This is a genomic window from Roseofilum sp. SBFL, assembly GCF_017746885.1.
Lineage (GTDB): Bacteria > Cyanobacteriota > Cyanobacteriia > Cyanobacteriales > Desertifilaceae > Roseofilum.
In genome coordinates this window covers 1-19,381 of sequence record NZ_JAGHZH010000185.1, presented here as the reverse complement: position 1 = coordinate 19,381, position 19,381 = coordinate 1, and the positions used below count along the sequence as shown (strand labels likewise).

The 19,381-nt window shown below is 43.8% G+C and carries 15 protein-coding genes and 1 pseudogene; 8 read left to right on the top strand and 8 right to left on the bottom strand.

The features are described 5' to 3' along the window. Positions 1-194 precede the first annotated feature (194 nt). Positions 195-761, bottom strand: coding sequence for a hypothetical protein (locus J7545_RS20680; RefSeq protein WP_318698869.1), 567 nt, complete (start codon positions 759-761; stop codon positions 195-197). A 53-nt stretch (positions 762-814) separates the two neighbouring features. Further along, positions 815-1,996 carry a glycoside hydrolase family 10 protein gene (locus J7545_RS20675; protein ID WP_318720087.1) on the bottom strand — a complete coding sequence of 394 codons (1,182 nt, stop codon included), beginning with the start codon at positions 1,994-1,996 and terminating at the stop codon, positions 815-817. A 147-nt stretch (positions 1,997-2,143) separates the two neighbouring features. Between J7545_RS20675 and J7545_RS20670 the strand changes: the two genes are divergently transcribed. After that, positions 2,144-3,163 carry a YihY/virulence factor BrkB family protein gene (locus tag J7545_RS20670; protein ID WP_318698871.1) on the top strand — a complete coding sequence of 340 codons (1,020 nt, stop codon included), beginning with the start codon at positions 2,144-2,146 and terminating at the stop codon, positions 3,161-3,163. Positions 3,164-3,192: 29 nt separating this feature from the next. Continuing rightward, on the top strand, positions 3,193-4,110 hold the full coding sequence (locus J7545_RS20665; protein ID WP_318698872.1) for a hypothetical protein: 918 nt from the start codon (positions 3,193-3,195) through the stop codon (positions 4,108-4,110). 7 nt (positions 4,111-4,117) lie between these two features. Here the strand turns inward: J7545_RS20665 and J7545_RS20660 are convergent, their stop codons facing one another. After that, complete coding sequence (locus J7545_RS20660) at positions 4,118-5,551, bottom strand: deoxyribodipyrimidine photo-lyase (RefSeq protein ID WP_318720086.1); 1,434 nt, start codon at positions 5,549-5,551, stop codon at positions 4,118-4,120. A 113-nt stretch (positions 5,552-5,664) separates the two neighbouring features. Here J7545_RS20660 and J7545_RS24220 point away from each other — a divergent pair. Together J7545_RS24220 and J7545_RS20645 are read left to right on the top strand one after the other, a co-directional pair. Continuing rightward, positions 5,665-6,162: pseudogene (locus tag J7545_RS24220) on the top strand (Uma2 family endonuclease); the annotation flags it as partial. A 26-nt stretch (positions 6,163-6,188) separates the two neighbouring features. Beyond that, positions 6,189-7,997 carry a ShlB/FhaC/HecB family hemolysin secretion/activation protein gene (locus tag J7545_RS20645; RefSeq protein WP_318720085.1) on the top strand — a complete coding sequence of 603 codons (1,809 nt, stop codon included), beginning with the start codon at positions 6,189-6,191 and terminating at the stop codon, positions 7,995-7,997. Between the two features lies 1 nt (position 7,998). Here J7545_RS20645 and J7545_RS20640 read toward each other — a convergent pair whose 3' ends face one another. The 5 genes from J7545_RS20640 to J7545_RS20620 all read right to left on the bottom strand — a co-directional run bounded on the left by J7545_RS20640 (position 7,999) and on the right by J7545_RS20620 (position 14,426). Beyond that, positions 7,999-8,898: an Rpn family recombination-promoting nuclease/putative transposase gene (locus J7545_RS20640; protein ID WP_318720084.1), complete on the bottom strand. Its 900-nt coding sequence runs from the start codon at positions 8,896-8,898 to the stop codon at positions 7,999-8,001. A 217-nt stretch (positions 8,899-9,115) separates the two neighbouring features. Continuing rightward, the gene (locus tag J7545_RS20635; RefSeq protein ID WP_318698883.1) at positions 9,116-9,370 is read right to left on the bottom strand and encodes a hypothetical protein; all 255 of its coding nucleotides are present in this window, start codon (positions 9,368-9,370) and stop codon (positions 9,116-9,118) included. Between the two features lie 445 nt (positions 9,371-9,815). Beyond that, positions 9,816-11,948 (bottom strand): glycogen debranching protein GlgX, encoded by a 2,133-nt coding sequence (glgX, locus tag J7545_RS20630; protein ID WP_318720083.1) that lies wholly within the window; start codon positions 11,946-11,948, stop codon positions 9,816-9,818. A 42-nt stretch (positions 11,949-11,990) separates the two neighbouring features. Further along, a complete protein-coding gene (locus J7545_RS20625; protein ID WP_318698885.1) occupies positions 11,991-12,335 on the bottom strand; it encodes an STAS domain-containing protein in 345 nt (114 codons plus the stop codon). Between the two features lie 24 nt (positions 12,336-12,359). Continuing rightward, complete coding sequence (locus J7545_RS20620; RefSeq protein ID WP_318698887.1) at positions 12,360-14,426, bottom strand: SpoIIE family protein phosphatase; 2,067 nt, start codon at positions 14,424-14,426, stop codon at positions 12,360-12,362. A 378-nt stretch (positions 14,427-14,804) separates the two neighbouring features. Between J7545_RS20620 and J7545_RS20615 the strand changes: the two genes are divergently transcribed. The 4 genes from J7545_RS20615 to J7545_RS20600 form a co-directional block, all read left to right on the top strand. Next, complete coding sequence (locus tag J7545_RS20615; protein WP_318698888.1) at positions 14,805-16,049, top strand: OFA family MFS transporter; 1,245 nt, start codon at positions 14,805-14,807, stop codon at positions 16,047-16,049. Between the two features lie 47 nt (positions 16,050-16,096). Next, positions 16,097-17,452, top strand: a complete 1,356-nt coding sequence (locus tag J7545_RS20610) for a nucleoside recognition domain-containing protein (RefSeq protein ID WP_318698889.1) — start codon at positions 16,097-16,099, stop codon at positions 17,450-17,452. Between the two features lie 322 nt (positions 17,453-17,774). After that, positions 17,775-17,924, top strand: a complete 150-nt coding sequence (locus J7545_RS20605) for a hypothetical protein (protein ID WP_318698890.1) — start codon at positions 17,775-17,777, stop codon at positions 17,922-17,924. Beyond that, positions 17,917-19,381, top strand: a 1,465-nt coding sequence (locus tag J7545_RS20600) for a S8 family serine peptidase (protein WP_318720081.1), incomplete at its 3' end; no start/stop codon positions are given. The genes J7545_RS20605 and J7545_RS20600, both read left to right, overlap by 8 nt.

The following is a 19,381-nucleotide window of genomic DNA, read 5'->3' as shown; positions in this document are numbered from 1 at the left end:
CTGTGACATGGCGTTAGATTTGGCTTGCAGAGTGCCCTTTTTCTTCTGAGTTTGAGAGGGGGCCATTGAGCGTTTTCTGAGGCGCATTTGTCCGCGTGCCATGATTAACTCCTTGCTCTTATGAGTGCGATCGCTTAGTTTTTCTTATGTTAGATATCCATATTTCTTAATTGTAAGAAAGTTTAAAACTTCTTTCAAGACTTGCGGCGATTTAACAAGACAGTTAGGGTAAAACTGGTTAAGCCTCCCACAAGTAACCAGACACATCCTAAACCGATTACGTCACCGAGAAATAGACGAAATTGAAGTCGGAGTAGACCTCCAAGTGCCCAACCACAGGCTAGGGCGATCGCCCAATCAATGATACTGGCAATAATCCAACGCCAGGCTTGGGGAACTTCGTGGGAAAGGAGTATATATTGGCCCACACCCAGAACAAACCCCACTTTAGCTCCTTCCCAAAGACCATAGAGCAAGCGCACAGAAATATCTAGGGTTCTAGGGGCGATCCAACCCATTGCCCCTAAGTCACTCCAGCCCATAATTCCCCAACAGAGAGCACTGATGACCATCCACCAGCGAGCCTGTTTGAAGTGGGGTAGAACCACGATCAATTGCATCAGGCCAACGATCGCGCCGCCAATGAATCCTTCTGCGATTCCCAGATCTGGTCGTTCGCCAACTTCAATCAGCAACAGACTCAGTAGAAATCCGATGAAGGTATTAATTGTCCATTGAATTCCAAAACCCGATCCAATCATGGGGGAATTATAGCGCTTTGCGGTAGAGAATAGGGAATAGGAAATGGGGGAGATTACTCAGTTTTGGCAATAATCTCCTGGAGTCCTCGACGGCGAACTTGGGGAGATTCTGGGGCAATATATCCCCACAAACTTTCCCAATAAAAGAAGGAAAAGCCATCCAAGGCGCGATCGCGCACTGCATTGACTTGTTGTTCAATTAAATTTAAGGGGATAGGTGTTCTGACTGTTCCAGTAGAAATACCAATCGCCACTGGAATCTTCTGCTGTAACTTCGGAATTACCGGATCGGATAAATCTCGCAGAAAACTGTCCATTCCACTCCGATACACTTGGATCACCAACTCATCAATTAAACCCGCCTCGACCCAAGTTTGCCAATCTTGTAGATAATTGCGATACGCAAATGCGCGGGGATTAGGCGATAGGGACACAATACAATCGGGCTTAATTTCTTTTACCCGGTCATGAATCCGCTTAACCACTTGAGTGAGTTTATTGGCTCTCCAACGCATCCATGCCTCATTTTGATAATTTTCTGGCGGAATCTCTCCGTTATGTTCCTGTTGATAAAGCCACAGGGTAAAAGGATCGTATCCTAACTCCACCGGTAAACTAAAATGGTCATCGAGTTGGATGCCATCCACATCATAACGGGTCACAACTTCCACAATCAGATCGATCAACAATTGCTGGACTTCTGGATGCAGAGGATTGAGCCAATCTAAACCATATTTACCATGGTAAGTTAAGGCTTGCCCATCCCGACTTTGGGCTAACCAACTGGGATGGCGTTTCGCCAACAACGAATTTTTGGGAGCCATAAACCCATACTCAAACCAGGGAATTACTCGCATTCCCTGTTGATGGCCGAGAGTAATGATTTCTTCTAGGGTATCCTGACGAAAACGGATGGTATTGAGCAATAAATCTTGCTTGCGACCAATCGTTTCTTTGGCCGTATCGCTGGGGTAAAACGTTACGCCTCGGTTCCAAGCCACCGGATAAATCGTGTTAAAATCGAGTTGGGATAGTTGGGCGATCGCCCGATCGATGCCCCAAGGACTATACAAAACGGCACTACTGACATTCGTTAACCAAACGCCTCGAATTTCATCGATCGCTTTTGGAGGGTTCGCCTGTATTGGTTTGACAGCTTGCAACCCCAGAATCAAGACCGTGATGATTAGGGACAAGCTTACCCATTGCCATGGTCTTTTAATTATTGCTCTCATTGTTGGAGTCTGTGCTGCATACCTCAGCCGTACTTTAACAAATTTCTACACTCAGCTCCCCTAAAATCAGGGCAATTAAAACACTAGCCGGATAGGGACAGATAAGCTTTTATAGTAGTGTACTCGCGTTCTTTCTGCGTCAGTCCCGTGAAACTCTACGCAATTTGGAGATTACTCAAAGAAACCTTTGTGCAATGGCGGCAAGACCGGGTTCCCATCCTGGCAGCAGCCCTAGCCTATTATATGGTGTTTTCTTTAGCTCCCACGCTGATTATTGCTGTCGCCGTAGCCAGCTTTGCGATCGGCAAAGAAGCTGCACAAGAACAACTGGCGATTCAACTGCAACAGTTTATTGGGTCAGAAGCCGCTCAATCTATTCAAACCTTGATTCGCGAACGCTATCAACCCCAGTCGGGTCTGATGGCGACTGTCGTGGCGATCGCTACTTTGTTTTTTGGCGCAACTACGGTCTTTGCCCAACTCAAAGTCGCCCTCAATATTATTTGGGGCGTTACCCCCAAACCCGAACGTGGCTTCTTGAATTTTCTCATGGCTAGAGTTCTATCCGTTTTAATGATCATCGCGATCGGGTTTCTCCTGCTCGTCTCCCTCGTCTTTAGTTCCGTTCTAGCTGGCGTGAGTGAATGGCTGGATCAATGGATGGATACCCCCGCTAATGTTTGGCGATCGACTGAACTTTTGGTTTCTTTTATTGTTGTTACTCTTCTGTTTGGAGCCATTTATAAAATCTTGCCCGATGCCAAAGTTTCTTGGGCCGATGTTTGGGTGGGTTCTACCCTAACCTCTATCCTCTTTACCCTAGGGAAATGGGGAATTAGTTTATACTTGGGACACAGTAGCGTCAAATCCTTTTATGGAGCTGCTGGCTCATTTGTGGTTTTACTATTATGGATCTTTTTTACTGCGCAAATCTTACTCATTGGTGCAGAATTTACTCAAGTTTGGGCGAACCGCTATGGCACAACGATTCGTCCTCGTCGTCATGCTATCCATACTGGGGAAAGATCTTGGAGTCATCCCCAAACTTCCCCCTCACCGTCTGAACCCTTAGAGCAACAACGGAAAAAACGCAAGAGAATTGTCCAACTGAAAAGATTTATCCGTCGAGTTGAAAACTCTCTTCATCATCAGGACGATCAAGTGTAATCTGTTTCCATCATTCAACGTCTGCATCTATGAATACTCTAACCTCTTCTCTAGAATACAACCGCCTGCAAATGCTATCTTTTGTGGAGCATTTGGAAATCCAATATCCCCAGGCTTCTCCCTATGAGATAGCTAATGAATTGCGTCGCTATACCCGCAAATCTTATACAAGTTCTCTATTTCGTTGGGCAATTTTATCCGATGTTGAATATATTGATAATCGCTTAGATACCACCATATTGTTATGCGGTCAGAATACAGATCTTGCCCATTTTATTGCTTCTTTGTCCGATCAAATTCAACTTCCAGGTTTGGGCAGTTGGTTCAATTTCACGACTTCTTGGACAGCTAAACATAGTTCTTGGAGTGGCGATCTAGCCCAAGCCGTTCTTGATTTTCGCGCCAGAAAATTCCCAACTATTTATAAGGCTTTAGAAGCGGATGCGTCTGAACTCGATCTAGTCGCTAATGTGGCTGCGTTTCGAGTTGGATATATAGTTAATAAACGAACCGATCCGGGAATTCCTGGATTCCGTAAACCTCGCTATGGACTCAAGATTTCAGAAGCTATTTTAGCCTACGATCGCGGAGTTTACAGTGGTCAAGTGCGAGAGTTTATCATTGAAGGACTGAATGGTAAAATTGAGAAGAATAAAATTGTGAATCCGGGGGAAGTGGAAGCAAAAATCCGTAAATCAATTGTGGAATTTTTGGCGTTTATGCAGTTATATCAATTGGGAGTCAAAATTAAAAATCTGTCTAAGGTGAAGGAAAATTACCGCACGCTTTCTCATATGACTCACCACGATATTACACCAGAGCAAGAAGCAGGTGAAGATGATGTCCGCATAGCGACTCTTTATTTCTTCAATTATTTAGTTCAGGAAGGAAAGCTAGATCCGGTACAGATGTATTTTATGCACGATCTTTGGAATGGTGGAATCTAGCTGCTATTTACAAGTTTTCTTTTACTTGTTGATAACGTTGTTTAAATTCCCGTTGTTGTTGATTGTGGTTGACAATGGGTAAGGGATAATTGCAAGATTGACGGACTAAAGGCGGAATGTCCCCCGTTACTAAATCTTTGGTTTGAACCGACTTTAATTCCGGTAACCATTGGCGGATATACTTGGCTTCTGGATCGAATTTTTGTGCTTGACTGGCAGGATTAAAAATTCGTAAAGGTTTGGCATCCATACCACTGGATGCACTCCATTGCCATCCCCCGTTATTAGCGGCTAAATCTCCGTCAATGAGATGCTGCATAAAATACCGTTCTCCCCATTGCCAATTAATGATTAAATCTTTGGTTAAAAAGCTGGCAACAATCATCCGACACCGGTTATGCATCCATCCGGTTGTGTTCAGTTGACGCATGGCGGCATCGACGATGGGATAGCCGGTTTTTCCTTCACACCAAGCTTGGAATTTTTGGGGGTTATTATCCCACCGAAAGTGTTTAAATAGCGATCGATACGGCCCATCAGCGAGTTCGGGAAAGTGGTAGAGTACATGCTGGTAAAATTCTCGCCAGGCTAGTTCTTGTTGCCAAGTTTGGATGTTTTTAAGGGTTCGATCGCTGGTAGATTTGCCGATCGCCTCTTGAGTCGCTTGCCATACTCTGCGAATGCCGATCGCTCCCAATTTTAAGGCAGCACTGAGCTTCGATGTGCCGTCTATACTGGGGGTATTGCGTTGCTGCTCGTAGGTTTCTAGGGAGCGATCGGCAAATTCTGCCAATTGCCGTTGAGTCGCACGCTCTCCTGGTATAATAACTAACTTCTCTGGCTCGGAATATCCCCAATCTTTCAAACTGGGAAAATCAATAACCTCCACCCGATCTAAGGCTTTTTTCTGGGCTTGAGTTAACCCTTCTCCCGGTTGTAAATCCGAGACTAGATCGAGCTTTTTTTGTCCTTGCCAGTTCTTCCAAAACGGAGTATAAACCGTATAGGGATTTCCCGCTTGTGTGTGAATCGCTTCTGGAGCCACTAAAAGCTGATCCCAAACTGTTTTAACCTCAATTCCTCTTTCTTTTAAGCCTTCAGTCACTCGGCGATCGCGCAGTTGACTATAGGGTTCCACATCCCGATTCCAAACCACCGCGATCGCCCCTAAATCCCGAGCAACATCAGGAATCACCTGCTCCGGTTGACCTTGCAATAACAGAAATGGATGCTTAAGGTGTTGATAGTGCTGTTGTAACTCTTGTAAACAGCCTAAAAGATAATGTAGGCGTATTGGTGAAATATCATCCCTATGCAAAATTTGTGGATCGAAGCAAAAACAACCCACTAAAAGATTCGCTCTGGATTGGGCATAGCTTAACCCTAAATTATCCCTAACCCTTAAATCGCGTCGATGCCAAAATAGAACCAGATTCGACATAAAACTTCAATATTCTTGGGTTAGTATATCATGGTTTCAACCCTCTCTTCTTGGCATAAGTTCTAAAGTTTGCGCTACGGTAGAAGCGATCGACAAAACCGCACCTCTGAGCTATGACTTCTACAGAACGCTTTACCCCCTTACCCGATCGCACTCAACGTCCTGGTGAGGATAACTCGATTTTGGAAGACTACTTCGATCTCCTCCCGGATCATACTCAACTGCCTTGTGAAGATGGCTCCTTCGTGACAAATTTCCAAGAACACCCCCAAAGCATCTTACTGACGGAATCCATTCGTCCAATTCTTGACCAACTTCATCCAGAACGTGATTATTGCATTGGTCAAGATAGTGGAATTTACTGGCACTTAACCCATCCTCCAGAAAAAGGAGCCGAATCTCCCGATTGATTTTATGTCGCCAATGTAGCAGCCACTCTAGATGGGCAAATGCGTCGCTCCTATGTCCTGTGGAAAGAATTGATTCACCCTCAAATTGCCTTAGAGTTCGTTTCCGGAAAGGGTTCAGAAGAACGCGATCGGACTCCTCTTTTCGGTAAATTTTGGGTGTATGAACAAGTCATTAAGCCGGCCTATTATGGAATTTACGAAAACCCCTATCTCATGAGGTCTGTAGTGTGAGGAGTGCCTTATTGATTTCCAGTCTATCTGTGAGTGCCTTAGTGTTCCTGATGGCTCCGAGTTGGGCGAGTTCGCCCAGGACTCCTAATACATTGGAAATTGGATCTGACCCTATTTCCCCTGAGTTTGAATTTGTTCCTGAACCCCTAGAGGCGATCTCTGCTCCTGAATCGTTCTCTTGGAGTTTTTCCCCGATTGCTCCTCTAGACGATCCTACCTTTTGTGGTGCGATCTCTCCTCCTGAACAGATAGATCATTCTCCCCAATGTTCTCCCCTCTCCCAAAATACGGAGACTCCCCAAAGTACTCAACCCATTGAAGTGAACGAAATTCGAGTAACGGGAAGCACAATTTTCAGTCAGGAACAACTGAAGGAAATTGTTGCCAATTATGAGGGGAAGTCCCAAACCTTGGATCGGCTCAGGGAGGCAGCCGATAAAATTACGGAACTCTATTTGAATGGGGGTTATATTAATAGTCGGGCAATTTTAGGCGATCAAGTGGTGGACAATGGCGTTATTGAAATTCAAGTCATTGAAGGCCGTTTAGAAGACATTATCGTTGAAGGGGCAGGGCGTTTAAACCCGAATTATATTACCAGTCGGATTCGCAGAATGGCGGCAGTACCGTTAAATAGTGCTTCATTGGAAAATCAATTAAGACTGCTCAAAACCGATCCTCTGTTTGAAAGTGTGGAAGCGAGTTTGCAACCTGGATCGGGTATTGGTCAGAGCAAATTGACGGTGCGGGTGAGCTTAAAAAAACCGCTGACCGTTAATTTATTTGCCGATAACTATTCACCTGCAAGTGTGGGATCGGAACGGATCGGGTTTCGAGTCGGATATCAAAATTTGAGTGGTTTAGGCGATCGCGCCACTATTGGTTATAACCGTACCACGAACAACGCCAAGACCAGTCGTTATGAGTTTGCCTACCGTATCCCCATCAATGCCATGGATGGATCGTTGAGCATCCAATTTCTACCCGATAATAATGAAATTAGTAATATTCAACTGCAAGATTTGGGAATTCGCGGCGAAACCCAACGCTATGAATTTGACTATCGCCAACCGCTGATCCGCTCTCCCCGTCAAGAATTCGCCCTCTCCCTCGGATTTTCGCACCATCGCGGGCAAACGTTTTTAGGAGATGTTCCGTTTGGCTTTGGATCGGGACCAGATGATCGCGGAAGAACCCGCAGTAGCGCCATTCGCTTTGGTCAGGAATACTTGCGTCGGGATGCAAACGGAATTTTGGGAGTGCGATCGCAATTTTATCTGGGAATTGATGCCTTTGGCGCAACCCTGAATCCCGGCTCGACTCCCGATAGCCGTTTTTTTAGTTGGCTCCTGAGTCTACAGCGCTTGCAACGCTTAGGAGACCATCATTTACTCACCATTCGAGGAGACCTACAACTGGCCACAACTAGCTTACTGCCTTCACGGCAATATGTGATTGGTGGCGGTCAATCTGTTCGAGGGTACCGACAAAATACCCGTTCTGGAGATAATGGGTTTTTAATCTCCATCGAAGACCGGATTACCATACAACGAGATACCAAAGGTCAACCCACTCTAATGGTTGCTCCTTTTGTCGATCTTGGTCAAGTTTGGAATAGCCAAGGCAATCCTAATGTTTTAGCCTCTGAGAACTTTTTAATGGGTGTGGGAGTAGGATTACTCTGGGAAGTAGCTCCTGGATGGAATATCCGCTTAGATTATGGCTATCCCATTATCGATCTACCCGATCGAGGAAATAATGCCCAGGATGATGGATTTTATTTTAGTGTCAATGTGGAACTTTAAATCAGAGACCTTTTAGCCAGTTCACTAAATCTTCGAGACCGTTGAAGTCTAAAATTTCTTCTCCTAGATCTTCTAAGTTTTCAATCGATAAGCTTTCAATTTGGCGACTGATCTCGTCTGGAATTTCTCCAAAACGTTTTTTAAGTAAACGCATAATCAAGGCGATCGCTTCTTTGATTCGTCCTTTTTCTTCCGCATAAGTAATTCTTCCTCTTTCATCTTGCAGCATCATCCCCCGCCGATCTACTATTTCAAATTCTTCGGGGGTCATATTCGCTTGACTGGCTAGATTTAACGCCAATTCTATCTCCGATACTTCTCCTAGATTTTCAGGTATTTCTTCCAATAATGCCGCTTCTTTGAGGAAATAAATCCATTTATCTGTTAAGGTCTGTAACTCCGACAAACCTTTATTAAATTTGGGGATCTCTACAAAAATCAATCGCAATTCTTGCTCTAAAATTTTCAGATCCTCCTCCTCTTCTTCTTGAAACACAAATTTATTGATAACTTTTGAACTTTCTTTCAGTAAGATAAAATCGGTGATAGTTACTGCTATAGCTGGATTGAGTTGGGGGTAGTATTCTCCTTTTGTTAACTGATTTGCATAAGCTTTGGTTAGGTTGTAGGCGACTCGTTTGTCAAATGCTGCCATTGAGGCAACTTGCATTTCTATGACTACGATCGAACCATCATTGAGAACGGCTTTTACATCTAAGTAGGTGTCTTTTAAGTTGAGAACTTGGCCCGGATTATAGGGGTTTTTGATCGTCAAAGATTGTATGATTTTTTCTCCACCATAAACGATGGCATTGAGAAAGCTGATTAATATTTGTTGGCTTTGTTCTGAGCCAAATATTTTTTTGAAGGCATAATCTATCTTGGGGTTGATAAATTTCATGATTTGTTTCTTTTGAGTCTTAAAGGATACTTTGAGTTGATCGTAATCCCTAACTGACTCAATCTTAACCTCGTTGCGGTCACTTTAGCAGAAAAAGTGACTCTCATTCGTGCCTTCTCAAATCCCCAAACCCTGAGTACCACAAGTAGGGGCGGAATTTCTTTCGCCCCTACTGTCTTTTTGCTATTCCTTTTCTTACCAGCGTAAAGCGCTGTAATTAGCGCCCATTACCCCAATAAATACCTGGAGCATAAGCTTCTTTTACCCGTCCAGTACGGCTACAAGTGAGCAGGAAATAATCACAGGATGGGCATTCAATTTGAGTTTGCTCTAACTTAACTAAGTGCTTGCGTTCAGCCGATGAACCACAGTTCGGGCAGGGTATAGGTTGAATGAGAGGAATATTAAACTCTGAGGCATGGATATGCAGAGATGAATGTTGATTCTCTGATGTATTTAAGGAGGTTTTCATGGTTTTTGAAAAATAAGTTTACAAAGTTGATTACTAAAGGGTTGAGCCATCTTCCGGTTTCCTTAAATTAAAGATCTTGTCTTAAGTGACTCAATTAGAGTATTTGTATTATAGCCATTTTTTTAGAGGTGTTACTTAGCCTTGAAATTAGTAAATCGTCCATTTCCCTTGATCCCTGACTGTTTGAAACCCTTTATTCATAAAGGTTTTGGACTATTTCATGGAGCAGAAATCCTGTCTGAAGTTCTATAATCGAGATCTTAAAAATTTATTAAATTTAGTATTTTCTGATGGAAATTTACATATTGATTCTAGAAGAAAAATATGCTTATCACAGTTTACAGCTTTGAGCAATTAACTACATAATATCTTTATATTGTGGGGAGGTACAGACCCCAAATATAGGGAATCAACGGCTGTTAATCCCGAAATAATAGAGAAATACTTATCGTCCTACGAGGATTAAGACAGAGCGATCGCCCAATTCCTGTTCAAACTGGTTTTCTAAAACCATTTCTGTACCCGGCTTCCAGCTTTTCTGAACTGAAGTTAATCCTGTATCGGCAAATAAATGCCACTGTTTCTCATCCGGCAGTTGGGGAATTTCAAACGTCAGAGGTTCCCAGTGCATATTCATCCCTACATAAATATAGTCGTCAATATAGTCGTCCTCCCGTTGTCCATCTTGGGCATGTTGACCACAGAGCAAAAAGCCTAACGTCCGAGCATAGTCAGCCCAGTCCACATTCCACGCTTGGGTTCCATGCCAACTAATATCAGCGTATCCACTGCCGACGATATCTTGATGTCGGAAATGGGTGCTGCGTCGTAGTACCGGATGAGCATGACGGAAAGCGATACAATGCTGGAAGAATTCAAAAATATCTTGATTTGTCTCCAATAAAGACCAGTCTAGCCAATTCAGCTCATTATCATGGCAATAAGTATTATTATTCCCCTGCTTCGTGCGTCCCATCTCATCTCCCATTAAGATCATGGGTACACCTTGACTCACCATTAACAGGGCGATCGCGTTTTTCACCAGTCGTCGTCTAAGTTCATTGATTTCCGGATCGTCGGTCAACCCTTCCTCACCGCAGTTCCAACTAAAATTATCATTCGCCCCATCTCGGTTCCCTTCCCCATTGGCCTCATTATGTTTCTCTTCATAGGAGAATAAATCAATCAACGTAAACCCATCATGAGCCGTAATAAAATTAATCGAGGTTGTGGGGGGACGGTTCGTTTCAGCATACAGATCGGGAGACCCCATTAAACGATGGGACATCTCCCAAACCTCTGCATCTCCCTTGACAAATTGGCGCAACATATCCCGATATTTACCATTCCATTCCGCCCAACGGCCAAAGGAGGGAAATGACCCCACTTGATATAATCCACCTGCATCCCAAGCTTCCGCAATCAACTTACATTTGGCCAAAATCGGATCGAACGCCAAGACTTCTAATAATGGAGGGTTAGTTAAGGGAGTGCCATCGCGATCGCGCCCTAAAATCGAAGCCAAATCAAACCGAAAGCCATCAATATGATATTCAGATGCCCAATAGCGCAAACAATCTAACACAATATTGCGCACAATGGGATGATTGCAATTGAGAGTATTACCGCAACCACTAAAATTAAAATAATACCCCTCTGGGGTCAACATATAATAAACCTTATTATCAATCCCTCGGAAGGAAATCATTTGACCCAACTCATTCCCTTCTGCCGTATGGTTAAACACCACATCTAAAATCACTTCAATCCCATTTTTATGCAGCTCTTTCACCAATGCCTTTAACTCATCAACCTGCATTCCCAACTTTCCGGTTGCTGCATAACCCGCTTTCGGCGCAAAAAAACCAACCGTACTATATCCCCAATAGTTATAGAGTCGCTCTCCTGTGTGTGGATTAAATCGATGATTTTCAAACTCATCAAACTCAAAAATTGGCATTAACTCTACTGCATTAACACCCAACGCTTTGAAATACTCAATTTTTTCCCGCATTCCCGCAAACGTTCCCCGATATTTCTCTTTCACTCCTGATGAACGATGCTGGGTAAAACTGCGCAGATGCATTTCATAAATCACCAAATCTTCTGGCGGTAACTCTAAAGGCCGGTCATTTTCCCAATCAAAATCATCAATCACAATTCGCGCCCGATGTTGATAGATATCCTTAAAATTGGGCATCTCACCCCAAAAATCCCGGCCGCCAATCACTTTAGCGTAGGGGTCCATCAAAATTTTGCTCGGATCGAACCAATGACCTTCGGTGGTATCATGGGGACCATCCATACGATAGCCATATTCAATATTTTCATAGTCCAAGTCAAAAACCATCATGCAGTAAACATTGCCAATCCGAAATTCTTCAGGAAAGGGAATTTCTACTAAGGGTTCGGGATCGCCTTTCGTAAAGAGAACCAGAGTACAGGAAGTCGCATGACTGGAAAAAATGGAAAAATTCACTCCTCCTGGCTTTAAGGTTGCCCCAAAAGGAAAGGGTTTTCCTCGGCGCAATTTAAAAGTTTTATAGGTACGGGTGGGATGAATGTCAATACGTTCCATTGTTATAAGTTACCCCAGAGAAGATTGGTAAAAGATCGTGATTCAAGACAGGCTACGAGCTTCATCTATGGTTTCACAAAGGGTGAAAAAGTCGAGGAATCCAGTAATGGACATGGTGTCACGAATTTCTTCCGATAATCCGACTAATATAATTTGTATTTTTTGCTCATCTATGTTTTTTTCGGCAGCTTTGCGATGTAAGACTAATAAGGTTCTTAGTCCCGCACTGGACATAAAAGAAACTTCTGTCATATTGAGCAAAATTTTGGGGGCTGATTCGATCGCGGGTAGAATCTGCTCTTGTAAGGTAGAGGCAGTTTGTCCGTCAATGCTGCCTTTGACTTCTATAATCGTTACTAAATCTTCACTGTGAATGTTAATGTCCATGGGGTGTTGGTCGCCGTTTAAGGATTAATGGGGAGAAACAGAAGCAACTGAGGGTTCCTGGTTTTCCGAGGGAGCAGGGAGAACGGATCGCCTCACCACTAATAGGGTCATATCGTCAAATTGATCCGTTTGATGGCGATGGGAGTCGATCCGATGGATAATCCGCTCTAGCAAGACAGTAGCAGATGTTGCGGGTTGTTCCAATATCGAGAGTAAGCTTTCTAGGGAAAAGGACTTACCTTGAGGCGATCGCGCATCGGTGATGCCGTCAGTGTATCCTAATAAGAGATCTCCTGGATCTAAGGTAACCTGGTGACTTTTATAGTCTGCTCCCATCTGAATTCCTACGGCTGGTCCTGTAGGGGGTAGAGATTCTTTTACTCCACCTCTAGACTTGAGAATAAATAGGGGTAAGTGTCCAGCATTGATATATACTAAGTTACCTGTTTTCCGGTCTAATATACCAAAAAATAACGTGGCAAACATTCCTAAGTTTCCATGGTTTTTGGCTAAATAGTGGTTGGTTAACTCGACTGCTTTTAGGGCATTAATGCGATCGGCAGTATAAAAGTTGTGGTGTTCAGTGGAAGGGATTGCATCACCCACTGTGAATTTTCCAGTTAAAACCAAGCCATCTAAGCTGGTTTGTCCGGAAAAAATTCGGATTAAACTTTGAATTAAGGGCATAAATAGGGCAGCCCCGACTCCTTTATCACAAATATCAGCAATGACTAAACCGATGTAGTCCTCTTCTAATTCAAAAGCATCATAGAAATCGCCAGCAACTTGACGGGCAGGTTTAAACCAAGCTAAGACTTCCCAATTAGGAGGATTAAGAATGACTAAGGGTTTGGCTTCATCTCGTTTAGGTAAAAAATTGCGTTGAATTTGCCGACCTTTTTCTAATTCAAAGGTTAAAGTGGTATTGGCTGCATATAAGGCTTTATTGGCCGTTTCTAATTCCTTGGTTCGCCGGGTTACTTTGTCTTCTAGAGTTTGGTTGGCTTGAGCGAGTTGACGAAAACCCTTTTGAAGTTGATCCGCCATGCGATTAAAGCTATCAACTAAAATCCCAATTTCATCCTCTCGATTGACCTGAATTCTCTGCTTTAATTCTCCAGTACAAAGGGTTGTCGAAACGACAATTAAATCGGTGATGGGACGAGTGAAACTGGTGGCAATGAACCACACGGCTGCACCAATGACCAATAGCGTTCCTAGGGTTAAATAGACGGAAATTTGCCAAAATTGCTCTTCGGGTTGGCGCAGTTCACGGGTTTGTTCTTGTAGCAGGAGAATCAGTCCATTACCCAGGGGTAAGGAGTAGCCTAACCAATAATTTCCATCGCGATCTTGTCGTTCAAAATGCTGTCCAGGGGAGGTGAGGGTGGGTTGAATGTCTGGATGATTTTCCCAAGACATAAATTGGGGTTGGGAGAGAAGGGTAACATCGGGATGTACAAGAATGTAACCCTGACGATCTAAGAGCATGGCATAGCCAGTTTTTCCCCATCGCAGCGATCGCAGTTGGCTACTAAGGGTGACTAAATTAATACAGCTTCGCAAAACTCCGTTAGCGTAGCTTTGTGCAGCACTCGCCTCCATTTGACCCCATATCGGTACCGTCGAACACAAAACAGGTTGGTTATAGGCTTGGGAAATGAAGGCTTCCATGGAGGTTGAACCGGCTCGCGCCTGTTGAAACCAAGACCTGTTGGCTACATTTTCTCCGGTCTTTTCCCAGGTACTGCTCACCTCTTTGCCTTGGCGATCGAAGGTTTGTGCCCAAGTCAGTCCATAGGTTGCCACCAAAAACCTTAAAATTGGTTCCTGACGCTCTGGGTTCATACTGACCATATCTTTAACTTGAGCAATATTACTGAGAATATCCTCTGTTTTACTACTATAGGTAGCCAGTTGCTGGACGAGTTCCTGGGCGCGAATCTCCCTATTTTGTTTAGCACTCTGACGCATCCATGCTGTTGCCATAGAACTGGTTAACCAGGATATCGCCAATAAACCGGGGATCACAGCTAACAAAACCAAGACCGTAAGCTGAAAGCGTAAACTATGGCTAGAAAAAGATTTCATAGAAAAAGATTCCATATCCTCACCTTAAGCGGTGAATGGCTGGGTGCCTTAGTTCCTGAGATGCCAATCTTCAGGTCATTAATCAGAACGTGTGGAGGAGAGCAACAAGACAATCTCAGCTATCCCCGACCCTTAAGGTGAGCTAGATTAACCTTTCATTTTAACTGAAAACGAACCTTAATATAGACCGAACCCAGAATTTTGGGATATTTTAATAGTCCCGTTCAGCGTTTTGGAGTATTTTGGTTCATAGCAGATTCAACACTGTCCCCGATAAAATTTGCGATCGCTAAAGTGTGTAATCTACCAGCAGGTTTGTTGTTTAACTTTCCTTGCTCACCTGATTTAAACTCTTCATCCTTGGAGAAGTCAAAGCGTATGAATATAACCACGAATTATGAGCCAAAACTCAATATCTTGGGAATACCCGCAGATCGGGGCAGATGGCTTTTCATTCCTTTCGGGATGATCATCCTGCTGTGCTTGGGCAGTGTATATTCCTGGAGTATTTTTAGAACCCCTTTAGAAAATGAGTTGGGAATTAGTGCCACTCAAAGCCTATTGCCCTTCACATTTGTTTTGGTTTCCTTTGCCGTATCAATGCCGATCGCGGGTTTTTATATTACTCGGATTGGGGTGCGTGCCATGACGGCGATCGGGGGTCTTGCTGTGGGTTTGGGCTATATTCTTTCCAGCTTTGCGACTCATATTGGACTACTCATCTTCACCTATGGGGTAATTGCTGGAATCGGGATTGGTATTGCCTATGGTGTCCCTATGGTTGTGGTCTCTCGCTGGTTTCCTGATAAGAAAGGGTTAGCTTTGGGGTTAACCATCGTCGGATTTGGACTTTCGCCCCTGATCACCGCTCCCTTAGCTAACTCCTTAATCGATGCTTATACGGTTCGACCCACGTTACGCATTCTCGGTATCGCCTTTACAGCCATTATTCTCGCCATTGCCTTCACTTTGAAATTACCCCCTAAGGGCTGGCATCCTCAGCAAAATATCGTTTCGTCCCAATCGAGCGTTGTTTCAACCTATTCTGGGAACTTGCTCAAGAGTCGATCGTTTTATGGACTGTGGATTTGCTACGCCATTGGAACTATAGTCGGTTTGAGTGCGATCGGCATTTCCAGCCCAGTTGGGCAGGAAATCATTAAGATTAATCCCACTGTCGCTGCAAGCAGTGTTGCCTTATTTGCGCTCTTCAATGGGGCAAGTCGTCCGTTGTTTGGTTGGTTGAGCGATCGCTTTAAACCTCACTACATTGCCATTTTGTCCTATGTGCTGATCTTAATCGGTTGTCTGTTAATGGCGAATGCTCAAACTGGACAAGTGGCAACCTATCTGATTGCCTTCTGCCTGTTTTGGTTCTGTCTTGGGGGCTGGCTCGCCATGGCTCCAACGATTACATTGTGCTTTTTTAACCCCGATCGATATGCTCAAAACTACGGTATTGTGTTCACAGCCTATGGTGTTGGTGCTTTGATTGGAACCTTAGTGACCGGCCGCATTCGAGATCTATTTGGCACATATAATTATGTGTTTTACTTTATGGCGTTTTTAGCGATTATAGGGATCGCGATCGCCCAGGTAATGCTCAAGCGGGAAAGGAACTGAAGAAAGTCATCGACGCTATAAACACTCAACCCGATATCCCTCTTTAAATGTCTCAAGCAGATCAACCGTCAGGAAAACCTAGTGCCATAAATATTGTTTTTGTCGGCTTCATTGCTGTCGCCATTCTCTTTGCTGGTTATACAGGCAAAATGGAAGAGGTGACGAATGCCAGTTTTGACTCCGCCAAAACCGCAGTTAATCTAGCCATTGATTTAATTGGCGTGATGGCACTGTGGCTCGGTTTAGTACGGGTACTCGAAGCCGGAGGACTCATGTACACTCTGGCGAATATCCTTAAACCCTTGATGGTTAAGCTGTTTCCGGATGTCCCCCCCACCCATCCAGCCATGGGGGCAATGATCCTCAATATTTCTGCTAATATGCTCGGATTGGGAAATGCAGCAACTCCCTTTGGCATCAAAGCAATGGTTGAACTCAATAAGCTTAATCCCCTCAAAGGGACTGCTACGAACGCCATGTGCTTGTTTCTGGCAATTAATACCTCTAGCGTTGTGTTGTTTCCCTTGGGAGTCATTGGAGTCAGAGTAGCCGCCAATAGTAGTAATCCGGCGGCGATTTTCCTGCCTACGTTATTAGCCACCCTTTGTTCTACCGTTGTCGGAATTTCGGTTGCGTCTTGGTTGGGTAGAAAAGATTCTAGCTTCCAGGAGGTTGAGTCTCTCACAGAGCCGTCCCCAGAGGAATTAGAGATAGAAAGCAGCGATAATCGAGTGGAAGAAGTTGAAGAAGCTGATTATTCTCACCTGCTCTATCCCACAGGTAGAGCGTCTCAAATGATTGCTTGGTTATTTATCCTTGGGTTTAGTGGGACTATTATCTATGGGGTGATTCGCAGCGACACCCTAGGGGATTTCTTTAACCAAGATTTCATTTCTCATTGGCTAATGCCGATCTTGATCCTCCTCATTATTACTTACGGAGTCGGGCGAGGGGTAAAAGTTTATGAAGCCGTCACCGAAGGAGCCAAACAGGGTTTTGATATTGCCATTCGGATTATTCCCTTTTTAGTTGCCATTCTGGTTGCTATTGGGATGTTTCGCGCTTCTGGTGCAATGGAAGCCGTCTCTAACTTACTCAGTCCCATAACAAATTTAATCGGAATGCCAGCGGAAGTCTTACCGATGGCACTCCTGCGCCCCCTTTCTGGTGGTGGAGCTTTTGGAATTATGAGCGAGTTAGTTGAGCGATCGCCGGATTCCTATAGTGCCTTTGTTGCTTCTACCATGATGGGGAGTACGGACACCACGTTTTATGTTCTTGCCGTATATTTTGGGGCAGTTGGCATTACCCGCATTCGCCACGCTCTTGCCGCAGGACTTCTTGCCGATGCGACGGGACTTCTATCGGCTTGTATCTTTTCGAGTTTATTTTGGATGGGTTAACCTTTTTCGTCTGTGAAAAGGCGCTACCCTGAAAAACATTGATATATTCACACTTGCCGAGCGTTCCACTCAGGGCGATCGCTTAATTTTTATTAATCTGAGAATGACCTCAAGGGGGTTTAACCGTATCCTTTTGAAGGAATTTGGTTACGGATTATCATAGGTTTTTACTGAAAAATGTTAGGAATTTTAAAGTTGATTAGTCCTGGTTTAATTCGTGAATTAGTTGACTAATATTTTTCGCCTAATAGATGACCTAATTAAATTGGACAATTTAAAATTTTTTAGAGATTTAGCTCTTACCTGTTTGTGATTTTTAACAATGTTGATTTTTTGTGCTACACTAGACGGTGAAAAAGTGTTAGAATCAGGAGATTTGGAAGCAGCAATCCAACATTATCAAGAGCGGATGCAGGCGATCGCTATTTCACAAAAAAATCAAGACTTGCTGACAGAAAAAAAGAATGACTAATTACGAGCATTTATCATTACCGAAAGTTGAGATATTTCCGAGGAGACCTAGACGAGGTGGTGGCGGAAATAACAAAAGGAACGATCGCTCTTCTCATGGCAAATCCCTATTAACTCAAGTTTCTTCCCTAAGTAAGGATATAGAGGAAAAAGAACATCTTGGGATTAACCCAAAACTGATTTTTAAGATTACAGTTAGAGAAAATGACTCTTTAGAAAATCATCTGCCTTCTTTAGGTCTTAATCTTTTAGCGAAGGAACCTAAAGCAAAACAGGCCATCGTGGTCTTTGCTGACGACAACGGCCTGACTGAATTTAGAAAAAAATTAGAGTCCTACGCTGGAACTGACGGCCGTCCCGGTTATTTAGACGATATCGAAAAGCTAGTCCCACTAGAACCGGAAGATAGAATAGGACCATTGCTCAAAGACGACCCTTTGGAACCTGGCTCGGTCGTTCCCCTGGATATGGAATTATGGCACACGGGAAATAAAGAGGAACTGAAAAGCTATGTTGATGAAGTGGATAATTTCTTGCGCGATATCGAACCGGGTTTAGGGATGAGAGTAAGCGATCGCTACATCGGCAGCTATATTTGCAACGTTCGCATACTCGTTAATTCAGATATATTAGAACTTTTATTGCAAGAATACCAAGTTAAGGAAATTGATAGAAGACCTAAACCCGCTTTCGAGTCACCGGCACAGTACAATATCCCCGTGTCAGATTTACCAGAAATCTCCTCCCCACCAGAAAAAGCTGCTGGAGTCTTAGTCATTGATTCGGGAGTGCAAAGAGGACACCCACTAATTAGCCCGGCATTAGGAGACGCTGATGTATTCCCAGATCGCAAACACAAGTGGGTTACTGGAGAACCAGACGATGGCGATACCTTGACAGGAGGTCATGGGACAGGAGTTTCGGGTATTGCAATTTATGGCGACGTGGCAGAAGGTATAAAGAATAGGTTATTTCAACCTCAAGTCTGGCTCTTTTCTGCTCGCGTGACTAATCAAAATAACGAGTATGAAGAGGAATCTCTTTTAGAAAACCAACTTGAGGAGGCGATCGATTACTTTGTCAAAAACTATCCCAACTGCAAGGTTATCAACATCTCTCTCGGCAACTCCAATTTAATTTACCAAGAAGGAGAAAAGCAATTTAGATTCGCGGCTATAATTGATGAAATTGCTTACCGACTCCAGGACAAAAACATCCTTTTCGTCATTTCAGCGGGCAATTTTAAGTATCATTTAATAGCTCCACAGGAACTTCTTCACAAAGACTATCCGAATTATCTCCTCAGAGAAGATGCCCATATGATACCAAATCCGGATAGTATAGGTAGAGGTAGAGAGAGAAGAGAGAAAGATGACAAGAAAATTAGAATTAGAGGAGCATCTGTCAAGCTCAGAGTTAGAGAAAGAATACAAAAACAGCAAAGACCCAGTGGAATCG

What these genes read in the sequence shown, in the direction of transcription:
- J7545_RS20680 (WP_318698869.1), bottom strand. Translation starts at nt 761, where the DNA reads ATGATTGGATCGGGTTTTGGAATTCAATGGACAATTAATACCTTCATC.
- J7545_RS20675 (WP_318720087.1), bottom strand. Translation starts at nt 1,996, where the DNA reads ATGAGAGCAATAATTAAAAGACCATGGCAATGGGTAAGCTTGTCCCTA.
- J7545_RS20665 (WP_318698872.1), top strand. Translation starts at nt 3,193, where the DNA reads ATGAATACTCTAACCTCTTCTCTAGAATACAACCGCCTGCAAATGCTA.
- J7545_RS20660 (WP_318720086.1), bottom strand. Translation starts at nt 5,551, where the DNA reads ATGTCGAATCTGGTTCTATTTTGGCATCGACGCGATTTAAGGGTTAGG.
- J7545_RS20640 (WP_318720084.1), bottom strand. Translation starts at nt 8,898, where the DNA reads ATGAAATTTATCAACCCCAAGATAGATTATGCCTTCAAAAAAATATTT.
- J7545_RS20635 (WP_318698883.1), bottom strand. Translation starts at nt 9,370, where the DNA reads ATGAAAACCTCCTTAAATACATCAGAGAATCAACATTCATCTCTGCAT.
- glgX (WP_318720083.1), bottom strand. Translation starts at nt 11,948, where the DNA reads ATGGAACGTATTGACATTCATCCCACCCGTACCTATAAAACTTTTAAA.
- J7545_RS20625 (WP_318698885.1), bottom strand. Translation starts at nt 12,335, where the DNA reads ATGGACATTAACATTCACAGTGAAGATTTAGTAACGATTATAGAAGTC.
- J7545_RS20620 (WP_318698887.1), bottom strand. Translation starts at nt 14,426, where the DNA reads ATGAAATCTTTTTCTAGCCATAGTTTACGCTTTCAGCTTACGGTCTTG.
- J7545_RS20615 (WP_318698888.1), top strand. Translation starts at nt 14,805, where the DNA reads ATGAATATAACCACGAATTATGAGCCAAAACTCAATATCTTGGGAATA.
- J7545_RS20610 (WP_318698889.1), top strand. Translation starts at nt 16,097, where the DNA reads ATGTCTCAAGCAGATCAACCGTCAGGAAAACCTAGTGCCATAAATATT.
- J7545_RS20605 (WP_318698890.1), top strand. Translation starts at nt 17,775, where the DNA reads ATGTTGATTTTTTGTGCTACACTAGACGGTGAAAAAGTGTTAGAATCA.